The sequence below is a fragment of the Magnetococcales bacterium genome (assembly GCA_015231175.1).
Lineage (GTDB): Bacteria > Pseudomonadota > Magnetococcia > Magnetococcales > DC0425bin3 > HA3dbin3.
On sequence record JADGBZ010000086.1, the window covers coordinates 1 to 14,629 of the forward strand.

Annotated in this window: 8 protein-coding genes; all 8 read right to left on the reverse strand. The window is 57.9% G+C overall.

From position 1 onward, the window contains the following. Nucleotides 1-753 precede the first annotated feature (753 nt). Complete coding sequence (locus tag HQL63_13845) at nucleotides 754-1,035, reverse strand: hypothetical protein (protein MBF0177911.1); 282 nt, start codon at nucleotides 1,033-1,035, stop codon at nucleotides 754-756. 66 nt (nucleotides 1,036-1,101) lie between these two features. After that, nucleotides 1,102-1,986: an efflux RND transporter periplasmic adaptor subunit gene (locus HQL63_13850; GenBank protein ID MBF0177912.1), complete on the reverse strand. Its 885-nt coding sequence runs from the start codon at nucleotides 1,984-1,986 to the stop codon at nucleotides 1,102-1,104. Next, complete coding sequence (locus HQL63_13855; GenBank protein MBF0177913.1) at nucleotides 1,967-3,817, reverse strand: TolC family protein; 1,851 nt, start codon at nucleotides 3,815-3,817, stop codon at nucleotides 1,967-1,969. Before HQL63_13855 ends, HQL63_13850 begins: the two co-directional genes overlap by 20 nt. A 128-nt stretch (nucleotides 3,818-3,945) precedes the next feature. Next, complete coding sequence (locus HQL63_13860) at nucleotides 3,946-5,766, reverse strand: hypothetical protein (GenBank protein ID MBF0177914.1); 1,821 nt, start codon at nucleotides 5,764-5,766, stop codon at nucleotides 3,946-3,948. Continuing rightward, the gene (locus HQL63_13865; GenBank protein ID MBF0177915.1) at nucleotides 5,763-7,928 is read right to left on the reverse strand and encodes a hypothetical protein; all 2,166 of its coding nucleotides are present in this window, start codon (nucleotides 7,926-7,928) and stop codon (nucleotides 5,763-5,765) included. Before HQL63_13865 ends, HQL63_13860 begins: the two co-directional genes overlap by 4 nt. 240 nt (nucleotides 7,929-8,168) lie before the next feature. Then, nucleotides 8,169-9,977 carry an efflux RND transporter periplasmic adaptor subunit gene (locus tag HQL63_13870; GenBank protein MBF0177916.1) on the reverse strand — a complete coding sequence of 603 codons (1,809 nt, stop codon included), beginning with the start codon at nucleotides 9,975-9,977 and terminating at the stop codon, nucleotides 8,169-8,171. Nucleotides 9,978-10,012: 35 nt separating this feature from the next. Continuing rightward, nucleotides 10,013-10,315, reverse strand: coding sequence for a hypothetical protein (locus HQL63_13875; protein ID MBF0177917.1), 303 nt, complete (start codon nucleotides 10,313-10,315; stop codon nucleotides 10,013-10,015). 14 nt (nucleotides 10,316-10,329) lie between these two features. Beyond that, nucleotides 10,330-14,629: hypothetical protein (locus HQL63_13880; protein MBF0177918.1), on the reverse strand; the 4,300-nt coding region annotated here is incomplete at its 5' end.

The following is a 14,629-nucleotide window of genomic DNA, read 5'->3' on the forward strand; positions in this document are numbered from 1 at the left end:
TGTTTGACGGGTGAAAAAACTGTCAAGAAGGGAAAAACTTGAACATCGAGTGTAAAGATTTTTCTCTGAGAATTTTCCCGCCTGGGTAGCTCTTGGTCCGCCACCCTCCTCCCCGGGGGGCTTTCTCGTGCGCTGAAAAACCTCGCAGACCCTCTCCCAAGCCGAAAATATTATCCAATATTTCCAAAGCTTACGAAACAGCAGCGGTCTTGGTTCACTTGTCCGACAGAACCTTCCACCGGTCCAGAGACGGCTATTTTTTCTCCCTTCGCCATCATTCTCCATTTCAACTATACTGTGGGCTAAAAGGTATAGTTGAACTGAACGGCTTCGCCGTAGCTGGCTCCCAGCCTCTTGTGCGGCACCTCCCTCCCAGCCGCTCTTGCCATAAAATCCCTTCCATCCGCTGGCCCGTCGCCAGCCTCACCTTTGGATGAAAGGGAAATACGGGTTCTGACCCACGAACAAATCCAGAAGCTCCTGGCCACCATCCGCAGTCCGGTTCAGCGGAAAGGTTGCGCTCCGAGTCTGGCCCATCACCACCAAGGATCTTCCCGGGCAAATGTTTACCTCAGGAACGTCTTTACCAAGGCCACCCAGGCGTCAAATTTGGAACATCAGTGTGCTTGGATATGCCCCTTCCGCTGTGCATCACCGCCATCCATCCGGTGAAAATTCTATAGACCCCATCCCTCCCAAGGCCACGTTCAGTTCAACCAGGTTTTTGCGTCGGCTGCGCGCCGCAAAAAGCCTTTATTCTTTTTTCTTTCCCGTTCCTTTTTCCGCGTCGCGACGCTGGAGAACGCCAGCTTCCACCAATTTTTCCGACATGTTTTGCATGGCTGCCAGGGATACCAAAAAACCGCGCAGGGACATGACCAAATGCTGCCGGGTCTCGGGAACTGGATTGCCGCTGTCATCTTTCTCCGTGTGGGAAAGTCCCACGAGATTCATGCGCACCATACCCAGGTTGAAGCTGATGTCGCCAATCCCTTCAATGTAGCTCTCTGGAACCATCAGGCTGTCTTTGCTCATTTCCAAGTCTCCTGTTCTCGGTTTTTACTTATGCTAGGGGGGGATTCAAAAGGTGCTGAATCGCATTCACTGTTGTTGATCCGGTATTTCAATTTGCCCCGGCGCACCCAGTCGCACAGGCTGATGGGTATTATCGAACTCGACTTTGACCTCAACCAGACCGCTTGCCACATCCATGACCGGCGAAAGGAACACCACTTTTCCTTCGCGTTGCACCTCAGCATTCATGGTTTGCAATTTCAGGCGCACAACACCACCCGGCGCCAGGTGTTTGGCCCATTTTTCTTCAAGATTGCAGATCAACAGACCGGTTTTGGTATCAGCCACCCGCACAACCACCTGGTTGGCCTGGGCCGTTTCTCCCACCTCCATGGCTTGTCGCAGTACCACACCTGCCATGGGTGAGAAAAGGGAAAGCTTTTTGAGTTCCTCCTCTTCCACTTGAAAACTTATTTTTTCTTCATTTTTTAAATATTCAAGGTGTTCACGCTCCAGGGCGGCCACTTTGGCTTCCAGACGTTTTTTCTCCATTTCTTCCAGGCTGATGGAGCGATTTTTGCCGTGCAACTCCTCGAACATGGCAAGAAGAAATTTTTCGTTCTTTTCTTTGACTTTGGCGGCCCCCAACTGGGATCCATCTTCGGCGACATGACGGGCCAATCCAACTTTCAAGCGCTGCATATGATCTTCCAGACGCAGCAACAACCGGCCAGGCGCCACGGTTTCGCCTTCCCGGGCGCCGACGACCAAAACCCTGCCAGAGACGGGCATGCTCATGCTGACATCTCTTCTGGGTTCGGTAAAACAGCCAACCATGGCGTGTGTCAGTGGCGTCGAGTGCGGGGGATCCTGGATCGGGTTGCCCTCCAGACCATGGACCACCGAAGGCCAGACCAGGGCCAGAACCCAGAAGAGTTTTCGTTGCACGAGGTTACTGACCAGAATTTTCATTCTGCGCCTCTGTTTTTGAAGAGGGCTCAACCAGAACCCGATCCATGATAATCTTCCATGCTGGACCTATCTTGGTAAATATCAGACTCTTGGCCTCCACGACATGAGAATCGGACAAAATGTCATGTTGGTCGAACGTGGCTTCAACGTAGCCGTTTTCAGTTTGTCGCAAGTAAATTTGTTCCGTGGAAATGTGTTCTTCGCCGATGTTGCGAAAGGTTTCCGCCATATTTTCTTCCCAGGATTTGCGTGATGTCGTTTCGTCTGGTTGATACTCCGGGGCGTAAAAACCGAGATATTTTTTGACATCGCGAGTGGTTCTGGCCTCTGCCCAGGCCTGGATGGTATCCCAGACTTCCACAAACTGTTGCTTGTCGACAGGTGTGGCATCGGGCTGTTCAGAAGTGGAAGTGCGTGGCAACGCCTCCGCGCCAAAGCGTGCCAACATGCTTCCTTCGGCCAGGTAGAGACTGACCAAAGCTTTGCGGTAGCGCAGCAGGGACTGGACTTCCGCCTCCTGACTTTGTTTCACCAATGACTCCTGATGCAACAGGTCACGATACTCTCCTCGACCCGCCTTATGATCGGCCAGGGTTGTTTTCCACTTCTCCTGACTGGCCTGGGTCAAACGTTGCATGGTTTTCCACTCCTTGCGACCATTCTCCACCTGTTTCATCTGGGTGTGGACCATGTTGGCAATCTGGACTTCGGTGTTCTTGATATCCAGCAACGCCCTCTCCTTGCGCTTTTTGGCCGCATCCCATTGACTTGTTGCCGACACCCCGCCAAACAGGGGAACATCAAACTGCAAACCGATACTCCAGACTTTATTGTGGTCATTATTAAGCATCTTCAATGGTTTCGATGTATCGTGCGCCAATCCGTTGAAACCATAGCTGGTTACCAAGTCCAATTGGGGCAGCTTTTGGTTGGCAAGATAGACGATGCGCACATCCTCCTGGGCGGCTGATTTTTTGGCTATCCGCAACTCCGGTCGCAAGGTGAAGGCATATTCCAGGCTGACGATCTCCTGTGGCGCCTCCTCTTCACTTTCCAATGCCTCGGTCGTCTCGACATTCACCTTGTCCACATCCCGTTGCATGAAGAGGTGGTTGTAGAGCGCATCTTCGGCGGAGATCAGAGCCTGACGGGCGGCGTTCAACTGGGCCTCTCTCTGGGAAACCAGAGCGAGATATTCCAGGAGTTCGGAGCTTGCCGTTCGCCCCGCCTTGGCCCGCGCCTCTCCATCGACCAGCAGTTTGCGGGCAACATCTGCCGCTTCCTGGCGAATATCCAAAACTTTCTTGGACCAACACAGATCAAGGTAGGACATGGCGGCTTGGCCCAAAAGTTCCATGGCGGACAATCTTCCGCGCTCTTTGGCCAACTCCGCGTCCCCGGAGGCCAGACGCATGTTGGACGTGACCGCGCTGCCAAACCCTTTCAGCAGGGGCTGTGTCAGGGTGACTCCCTCAAAAGTTTTGAACTCTCCACCGGTGCTGTCTCCTGTCTGGAGAGTGTTGTTGATCTCCCGCATGCCGGATTCGACTTCCAACTGCGCACCGGTGGCCATGATCTTTTTTTTCAACCCCACCTTATGCTCTTTGCTGCGCTCGTAGTACTCCGGCAGGAAGGATCGTTGCATGCTCTCCTCCACCGTATTGGGGGTCATTTCATCACGGTATTTCGTTGCGGCGACAACACGGGGTTCAAAATCACCTTTCGCATGATCGATCTGCTTTTCAGCGATTTCGGCGTCAAGCCGTGACATGGTCAGTTTGCCGTTTCTCTGTAAAACCTCGGAGACGAACTCTTTCAAATTCACTTTCATTGCTGCGGGCTGGCCTTCTTCCCGACTCCATCCGGATTGCATCCATCCCAAGATACCGGCGAGCACCAAGGCAATTGTTTTCATCTTGATCGCCATTGTGCCACCTTCGTTGTAATTATACGGTCTATCTACTCCCACAAGGTATTTGTTTTATGGACAATGCGCCGTCTTCGACTCTCTATCGCACGGGTTCGGTGTTGCACCCAGCGCAGCATGGCTGCGGCGAGCAGGTTATAACAGGGATATTTTTCCGTCAAGTATGAGAATAATATGGCCGGCACATGGGCCTGTACATTCTTCTCGTCCAGACTGACATAGAAAGAACCACCCACTTGCTCCTCTTCAGTTTCCCTTGCAAGCAGCTTATGGACGCGGCACTGGTTGTCCAGCATTTCCGCCACCAGGATCTGACGGTTGGGGGGGCATTTCTCTTCGCCATCGGGATTGACCACCATGTCAACCCGAGGGTCTGTGTGGCCGGACAAAAACGCAACCCTCCGTGCGCGCAGCAGATTGACCAACATTTGGGCGCTGCCGGGTTGACGCACCACGACCCACACCAACTTTCCGCCCGCCAAGGTCGACGCAATCTCCTCCAGAATGGCCCGCCATTTTTCTTCACCCGTGGCAAACAAGCGTTGGGGAATGGGGTGGGGTTGTGTGAAACGTTGGTGGGTACATAGCAGCGTTTTGTCGTAGAGTGACCAATAGTCCCCCCGGTCATGACAGGCCAACGCCGTGATGCCGGCAAACCTGGGGTAGGAACATAAAAAGGAGGTGATGGCACAGCGTGCCTCCATTTCTGGAGCGGAAGACGACGCCACACCTTCCATCACCTCCAGTATCTGACGCAGCGCGGGATCCCAGGCACGGTCCACGGGCACCACCCGTCCTTCCATCACCCGATAGTCACGCTCACGGCGCAACAGACAGGCGACCGTCAACACCTTTTCCATCACCTCGATGCGCCGTGGCTTGCTGCGCCAGGTCGGCGGAAAACCTGCCAGAGATGCGCAAATTTTATCTTGGCCTGACGCTGTCAAAGTCACCTTACCCGCCAGGGCATTGATGGTGAAATCGACGGAGTTCTGCAACTCCGACAGCAGGGAGAGGCATACCTTGACTGCCTCCAAAAAGGCCGGATCGACACTGTGCTTCCACAATACGCCCGGCACGAGCGCCGCATCCAGCATGACCAGATCGGCTTCGGCAACGACAGCCGTTGCCAGACCCCGCATGGCAAGATGGTCCGGTCGCTCGTTGGGCCTGACCAGCCAACGCAAACGATTCCGCTCCGCGACCCGCCCAACGCCGACCCGCTGCCGGTCGCGCAAAAAATCCACCACCGCCTCGCGCACCGCCACGCATGTCACATCACATGCGTATGACCGGTTGCGCTCCTCCTCACCCATGCCACTCCGTACCAAACCAACCGTCAGGTTGATGGGGGTACCCAGCACGGTGGCCAGGCGGGCGTGTTCCAGAGCCGAAGCGTCGTTGCTGGTCAGCACATGGCAGAACGGTCCGCGCCAGGTCGCCAGAAACGCAGCCAGAACGGTACCCAGGACGCGCTCCGTACGCGGAAAATGTTCGACCAGAAACCCTTCCGCAAGCCCGAGGATCACCTGAACCATTTCGGGGCCGCACGTCGTGCCCAGTTGGCGACGAACCACCTCCAGCAGCAGGGGGCACACCGCATCCACACGCGCTTCAGGGGTGCGTTTGAGGAGGATCCTTTGTTGCTGCAAACGTTGCGACAACTCCACTTCCGTCAACGACCGACACCCCTGAAACTCATCGAGAATGGCGGCAACCCGATCGGCGAAGGTTTTTCCGCGTCTCTGTTCCAGCCATCCTCGGGCGGCGTGGAGCCACCCGTCCAACCCGACCTGGGGCGGGGTTGGCTGTTCCAGGTTCAGGAGGCGGTATTCGACGGTGGGCAGGATCATATTTGATAACGTGACTGCAAAAAGGCTCTCCACTCCTGCACCCATTGCACCAGCAGGGATTTTTTTGGCAAGGAAAGGCGAACCTCCCCGGTACGTCCATGCACCAGCGCCGTTGCGCCATTTGGTGGCAATGCCACTTGAATCAGGAAAAAAGGCTCTACGGCTGTCAAACCACTCCTATCGTCTGCGGCCACTTCAATCTTGCCACCTCCCATCCACCCCAAAGCCGCCGAGGGCAATTGCTGGTGGTGAAAAGGCACGACCCGAACCCGGCCACCCACGAGAATGTTCTCTCCTTGACCTTTGAGACGTATTTCAACTTTTTCCACCGGTTCGGAAAAAAGGGCCGAAGACTCCTCCTGCACAGCCACGGCGGTAAAGCGAAAGGAGGATGTGTCCACAATCCACCCACTTCCTTCACCGCGTCCGATCCAGCGGCCAAAATGCATCACGTTGGTGTCCGTGACCCACACCCCCTCCTGTCTGGCACGCACGGTCAGGGCGTCTATCATGCTTTCCAGGGAGGCAATATTGGCTGTGACAGACGCCAACTGTTTGGCCAGAGGGGCGAGATCCGCCGTCCGACCACTGCCTGCCCGTCTTTGCATGGCCTCTAGTTCCTCTCGTTGCGCCCTGGCCATGGCCACATCCCACGTCAACGAGGGGTTTTCCAGGCGAAACAAAGGGGCCCCTGCTGCCACGCGCCGACCGGAGGGAGCAAGAACGTCCACCAGCCGACCCGGTGTATCCACGATGACCGCCAGGTGGCGTTCCGCCTCCACCACTCCGGAGGCCCGCAAAGTATGCGACCAGGGCAACCAGCCTAACAGGATAAAACCAAGGATGAACAATAGGACAACCCTGATGCTGGTCGCACGCCGATGTTGGGCAAGGGTGGGAGACATCATCAGGTACCGTACCAGACGATACAGGGGCAGTATAGCCGAGGAGACGAAGACGGACAATCCCATAAGTAACCCAAAAATAAAATATTTATCGATAATGGATATCATAATACCAATCGACAACAATGGGCGATAAATACTACTTCCCACGCCATGGAGGAAGAACCAGAAGGCCTCCCTGGGTGTTCTGGCCACGCTCTGACTGCCGGATATGCCCAGCAGGTATTTTTCCATGAGATGGACCAACTGTTTCCGGGCATTCTGGGCCAGATTGGGCATGTTCAAAATGTCGGAAAGTATGTAATAGCCATCATACTTGAGCAGAGGGTTGGCATTGAAAAGTGCGGTAGAGACAGTTGCTACAAACATGACATTGTAGGCCAAGGCGTGCAGCATGCCCCCCTCGCCTTGGCTCCAAAAGAGTGCCGCCAACGCACCCAGAAAAAATTCCACCAGCATGCCGGAGACGGCCACCATGACGCGATGCCAACGGTTGCGAAAGGCCCAACTGGCGGTGGCGTCCATGTAGGGCATGGGCATCAGGAATACCAACACCAGACCCACTTTATGGACTTCCCCCCCCAGATAACGACAAGCCAAGGCATGGCCCAACTCGTGGAAGGCTTTCAAGATGGCAAAAGCTAGGTACAGCACCAGGAGGTTGTCTGGAGCGATGATGCCTTGCGCCTGATCCCGGATCCGCTCCCCATGCTCGATCACCACCTTGAGGCCGGCGAGCACCACACCCAGCCACAACATGCCGCCCCACCGCCCCAGCACAGGACGCACCCAGGGCAAAACAGCCACGAGCCATCGATCCGGATCCAGCAGGGGAATGCGGAGTGAGGTCAGGCCTGCGATGCGCACCCACAAGGATTTCCGGCCCTTTTTTTCGTGGCGGGCAAAAATTTGTTCCAGATCCCGGGCGGACTCCTGAGCCATCAGGTTGGCTTGCAGAAGAGAGATGAGAATCATGGCCGCTTCTGCCTGGTTGGGCGCCGTGTCTGGATGTCTGGCCACGGTTTCATGCCAGATCTCCTCCACCGTGCGATCCCGCCGCAAGCGGGCCACAAAATCCCAGGCCTCTGGTTGCAAACGAAAAAAACGATTGTTGAACGGGTCGAACAGAACGCGCCAACGACCGCCATGAAAGGCCTGGTACCAGGTGCGAATGCTGGGACGCAAGGCACAACGCATCCCGGCCACGCGGCGCCACCCCTCACCAGAGACAGGATCGGATGCCAGATTGGAATCCATGGTAACGATCCATCACCCATCAAGAAAAGCTTTGACATGAAAAACTTTGTCAGGGGTTCGGGGCGAAGCCCTGACAAAGGCTTTCATGTCCAGGCTTTTCTTGGAAGCGGGGTCCAGGGGGCTGGCTCCCTGGCAGGTCCAGGACGGAGTCCTGGTGGGGTTCGGGGCGAAGCCCTGACAAAGGCTTTCCTGTCCAGGCTGTTTTTGAAAGAGTGGTGAATAGTTGCGTCGCATGAATGATTACCACCAAAAGAGCAGCCGTAAAAATTCGACCATGCGATGGGTGAAGATCCACAATATCGAGCGTTTTTCCACGTCGATTTTGGCAACGCCACTCATGCCCGGTCGCCACCAGGGGGCGGTGTGGCCCAATACCCTGGCACGAACGACAAAAATATTTTGTCCCTTCTTGACCACGGCGATGGGATCGATCCGTTCCACCTCCACAGGAAAGGACTCCTGTGGACGTCCTAGAAAGGCGATCTCGCCCTTTTTGCCCACCCCGATTTCGTGTAGATCCCGCTCCATGAGATCGATCTCGATGTAAAGGTGTTCCATGGAGGCCACCTTGAACAGGGTGTCACCCTCCTTGACCGGGGCGCCCAGAAGTTTGGCCAGATCACCCTCCACCACAATCCCGGCGACCGGCGTCTGAATCACGGCAGCGCCGAGATGAAAGCTGATTTTCTCCTTTTTGGCCTGAGCCTGGGCGATCTGGGCCATGGCGATACGCATTTCCGCCAGGCTGTGCAATGATTTCGCTTTCTCCGCCTCTGTGGCGTAGCGGGCAACCTCGGCGGTGGCAGCGGTCTCTTCCAACAGCAAAGACCGGCGATCCAGGGTCAAAAGCTTTTGCCCCCGCGCCACCATGTCACCCACCTTGGCGAACACCTCCTCGATATAACCATTGTAGGGTGCGGAAAGAACGCGCAGGTCGTCCGTTGCCAGCATGAACGACCCCTCCACCCTGTACGATAAGGTGCTCGTTCCCAGAACGCCCAATCCCAACGCCAACAGCAACATGCCGACTTTGGCCCAGGTGCGTTCCAGGCCCAGGATGCGACCGGCGCCCTCACGCACCAGTTTGAGCAGGCAGGCGCCGACCCCTCGTTCCGCTCCTCGCCGTGTCACCACGCCCGGCGTCACCATGTCCAGGGTCAAGCGCAGCAGACGCACCTCCTCGGCGGAGAAGGGGGGGCTCCAACGTGTACAGAGCACGGCGCCCACCACCTCGTTCCGGAAACGGACGGGCAGACTCAGCAGATGGCCGCCCCCCTGCTCCCGATGACAAATTTCATGATCCCGGATGATGGAACGACTCGTTACAGGCGCCGGATACAGGATCTCTTCGTCCTGGTCGGCGGCCTCGCTCATGGCGGATTCAATCACCTGAACCAGCGAGACGGTCCGCTCGAAACCGTCCATGTGGCTGGCGGCTCGCAAACGCATGCCCGCCTCTTCCTGCCAACCCAGGGTGCCCCATTCCAGGGAGAAACGGGTGGCCAGATGGTTGCATATCTTCATGGCCATTTCTGTGAAGTTTTTGGCATGGGCCAACTCCGCCGTCAGGAGCAACACCTCCAGAAGGTGGTTTCCTTCCAGGCGGGCAAGTGCGAGATCGTGTGCCAGATGGTGCAGACGCGGAATATGAGGCAGAGCACCCAACTCCGCCACCAGCACTTCAAAAGAGTGTGCGCACTCCGGGTCGATCAGGAACACCGCAACGATCGTTTCTCCAGATGCATCGACCCCGAGATGCGCGGCGAGCATCAGGCCAAACTCCCCTTGCGTCTCCCTGGCCTGTCCCTGTTGTGCAGCCATGCGGGCCATCTGCTCCGCCCGTCGGGCCACACCGGGATAGCGGCCCAACCCCCCCCCTTCCGGCCAGATGATCCTGGTTTGCGGATGACCACCCTTGTCGACAAAGATCCAACCACATTTGGCCTCGGCGTGGAGGGCGCACCGCTCCAGGAGCGTCGACCAAAACGCCTCCTCCGTCAGGGATCCATCCGCCAGTTCAACCAGCTCCTCCCACTCCATGAACGACATGGCCGATCACATGCGGAAGTGCGAGGCTTGGCGCTTCATGCGCCCTTTTTGTCGGCAACAACGTTGCTTTTCGTTCGCGCCGGGCCGGCCCGACGTTCCTTGCCGGGATCCACGACCATACCCGCCTCAACCATGCGCTCCATCATTTTTTCCATGTTGCTGAAAATTTGCATAAAACCCTGTGGCGTCATGACCAAGGTCTGGGATGGTTCGAGCACAGACTTTCCTTCTGCATCCCGGGCGGAGGCTGACGCAGCCACAAACTCCAAACGCACCATGCCGTTGACCAGAGAGACGTGTCCCAGGCCATCCACAAAAACGTAACCACCCGTTTTCATCACCACCTACCTCGCTACTGCTGCAAGATGCCATCGAGTCCCAGTGCGATCAGCAATGCCACCAACTCCTCCTTCGACACCGCTTGACCGTCACCCAGCTTGTTCTGCAAAGAAGCGTGGAGATCCTCAAGCGTGACCTGACCCTCCTTGGCCAGCAGGGTGGAGACTAGCACTTCGCTGATCAGATGCAAAGTCGGCTCGGAAACCATGGTTTGGGCGACCTGCACGCGCGCGTCGGTGACGGTGATCGGTTTGGTGGCGTCTTTGTTGCCAAAAGCCGATTCCGTCGATGACTTGCCACTTTCAGGGCCATGACGATCCTGGTTTGGCCTGTCCAACAAAGCGCCGAGGGCGGCATGGGGAGCGGAAAGGTTGTGGCCCAGGATGTGACCCGGTGTATTGTCGGGTATAGTGGATTGGTTCTGGTTGTTGCCACCGGCCTGTGTGACGACATCGGACAGTGCGTTTGTTCCGTTGGCCTGCGTGATCACATGCGCAAGTGAGCTCGCAGCATCCACTCCGCTCAACGTGACCTGGGTCGGAACATGACCGACCACCCCATCCTGCACACTCTTGAAAATATCCAGATTGGAAACCAACACATCCAGAGGGTTGCCCACGAATGCGCTGCCGGTTGGTTGCGATCCGCTGGTCTGCTCGGATTTTCCGCTCACCACGCCTGTATCGGTGACACTCTTGATATTCGGCAATGTTTGAATTTGCAGTTGCCCCTTGGTGTGGCTAACCAGGTCGTTGGACAGGGGGTCGTTTTCAATCATGTTGGCAGCATTGACTTTCAAGGAGCCCCGGGTCAGCAGGGTTCCCTCTTTCACCCGCACATCCAATACATCTCCCAAATTTTGTATGCCACCCGGGATGTAAACGTGCAGCTCCGTTACCAACAGACCGTTCCGCCCTTCCACATGCACTTGGCCATCACCACTCTTGGTCAGCGCCAGCGTGGGTGCATCGATATGGATCGCCCCCTTATCGGCAGCGCCGATGCTCTTATGGCACTCCAGGGTCACCTGACCACGCGCCACCAGGTTGGCTGTCTCGGGCGTTGAGTTGTCAGTGATGGTGTCGGCTTTGATGTGAATGGTGGCGCCACTCACCACATGAGACAAACCGACGGCGCCTTTGCTGGCCACGATCTCAATGGCCTGGCCTGCGGTGACCTGGGAACCATCGGCCATGCTGAAATCACCGCTGTCAACTTTGACATGCAGCACGCCGTCGGTCTCGAAACTGCCCGTGCCCGCTTTGCTCAGAGTTTTCAGGGTCGATTCGGCACGCACACGCGCATCGTAGTTCGCAGGGGTCACGGTGAGATCCGCACTCACCTGCCCCACCGACACCGAAGCCTTGGCCAGGGCCAGGCCATCCTGTTCCTCCAGGTGGATGCCCTCCGTTCCGGCCACAATCGAAGCGGTGGTCACGTTGGTCTTGAGGGCATCGGTTGCCGAACCCACTCCGGCGCCGGCTTGCAGGATCATCGTCTCCCCGGTGATATCCACGACGGCACTCCCGCTGCCCAGGATGGATCCCATCTCTGCGATCACCACCACATCCCCGGAGGAGGTGAGGACTCCCAGCTGGATATCCTTGGCGGCGTCAAGCAGAATCGACCCGCCCGTCCGGGTGACGATCTGCACGTCACTCTCCATGAAGATGGCGCCGCGTGCCAGCAGGACCGCATCGCCCTGGGCCACGGTCAGATCCACTTTTTGGTGGATGTCGCCACCCGCTTCCAGGGTCACATGTTCAGGCAGCTGTAAAATGGACTCCAGGATCAGATCGCCATCCGCTGCCACATGCAAAACACCGCTGTCGATAACGATGGCGGATGCCAGCGTCAGATCGCCGTGGGCCACCAACCCGGTGGTGTTGCCCTTGTTCTCGATGCCGGCGCCCTCGATACTCAAAGAGCCCTGATTTTCCACGCTCAACGGGCCTGACTGGCTGTTCTCGGCCTCCAGCGTGGCCACGGCAAGATCGATATCCGCCGCCCCGGCCCCACCCATGCCTTGCGTGGCCGCCAGGGTTGCATGTTGCGCGACGACGTTGGCCTCTTCGGCGGCGGTGCCATCCTGAATGGCCCCGGCATGGGAAACCACGAAGACCGTACCGTCGCTCTCGACCCGCGAGAGGGTGATCCCCTGGGCCGCATCGAGATGGACGTGACCGGATCCCCGGATCTCCGCTCCATCACCCATGGTCAAGGATCCCTGGGCGACCGCAGCCTCCACCCAGCCGCCGATGATGTCGATGACGCCGCTGTTCTGGACCATCCTGCCACCAACCAGGAGGTTCAGGTCACCCTTGCCACCGCCCAGCGTGGCGATACCACCGTTCAGGACAAGATCCTGATCCACCTCCAGGAGAAGATCCTGACCCATGTTCACCAAACCGGTGATCCGGACTTCAGGACCGTGGATCCAGGTATCAAGACGCAGCTCCGCCGAACCGATTTCGATCTCGGCATTCCCCTCATCGAGCGTCGAGATATCCAGAAGGGAGAAACCATCTCCCAGGGCGGTCAAATCCTGGGCCGAGAGATCCAGATCCACAGCGGACATGCCGGCTGCCGATCCCATGCGGATGGGTGCCGTGGCGCTGAAAGGGGTCAGTTTGGCAACGCCTGATCCGGTCACGCTGTTCACCCCGCCCAGAAAATCCATCTCCCCCGCCATGACCGTCAACGAGCCTGTGTGGGTATGCACGGCGGCATCGGCCTTCAAAAGAGTGCGGGCCGTCACATTGATGCCGTTGGCATCGAGATCGCCGCCGATATGCAGGGAGCCGCCTTTTTGCCAGGACAAGGCGTCGCGCACGGTCACCGCTCTTTGAAAATCGGCCTGGGCGACACCCTGGGCGGTAAGGGAGCCCTGCCCGGCGACCACATTGCCCCGCGCCACCAGATCCGAGATGACGGCAAGGGAGACCGAGCCCATGGTGCGCACGCCCCCAACAGCGATGGAACCCGCATCTCGCACCAGAATGTCACCCCCGACGAGAATGTCTCCCCCCGTGAAGAGTCGATCCATGCCATCCACGGTCAATTTGCCGAGGAGTTCCGTGCGTCCGCCAACAGAGAGGTCGGTGAGATTCCTGAAGGTCGCCATGCCGCCCGCGGTCATCTCCTGACCCACGGAGAAGGAGGTGATCCGGGTTGCCGGAAGGGTGGAAGTGGCCTGGAGAAAATCCTTGGTGGCCAGGTTGTTCACCTGGATGTCGGAACCGACTCGGAGAAAATCCTTGGCGGCGAAGCTCCCCACCTGATCCATCAGCAGGGATGTGCCGACGGTGATCCCACCCTGCATCAGGCTTTCCTTGATCTCCTGGAGCGTCAGTTTGCCACTCACCTGCACGGCATGACCGGTGGCGCTTTTCTCCACCTGTTGCAGGGTGGCATCCCCCGTGACGGCAACGGCGCCGGCCAGGGTCACCTGTTGTGCCTTGCTGATGGCCAGACCATCGCCCACCGTGAGGTTGCCATCCCAGGTGTGCGTCTTGACCGCTGTCGATGCCAGGCCACCTTTGACCTGCATATCCCCAACCACATGCAGGATGCCTGAGGTCGTGGCAGAGAAGTCACCGCCGATATCCACCTCGTCAGAGGCCGTGACGCTGGCCACGTTCTGCACGGTGGCATCTCCGCCCATTGTGGCGCGGCCTGTCAGGGCCACAGTGGCGATGGTGTCCAGGGTGAGATCCCTGCTCACCTGCAATACATCGTCGAACACAACTTTTCCTGTCCGTTGCCAGGAGGCATCCCCGGCAACGGTCACCGCTCCGGTCATGGTGACATCCTGTGAGGCGCTGACAGCAAGGCTGCCGCCCACTGTCAGGCGCTCATGCCAGGTGGCCATCTCGACGCCGGCGAAGGTCATGCCACCGCCCACATGCATGTTCCCGACGGCGACTAGGTTATCCACCGTGGTCGCGGACAGAGCACCACCAACGTCCAGATCTGCACTGGCCGTCACATCCCCCACATTGGTCAAGGTGGCATTCCCGCCCACCGTGGTCGCGGCGGCCAGGGTGATGGCGCCCGCCGTATCCATGGTGAGATCCCCGCCCACCTGCACGACATCGCTGGCCACCACCTCCCCCACCCGTTGCAGGGTGGCGTCACCGGTGACCGCCACCGCGCCGCTCATGGTCACATCCAGCCCATCGCTGACCGACATCCCCGCGCCCGCCGTGAGATCCGTATCCCAGGTGACGTTGTCGGCTTCGGCAAACGCCAAGCCACCATCCACATCTACGGTCCCGACAAAGTGCAACGCACCCGCTGTCATGATGGCAAAA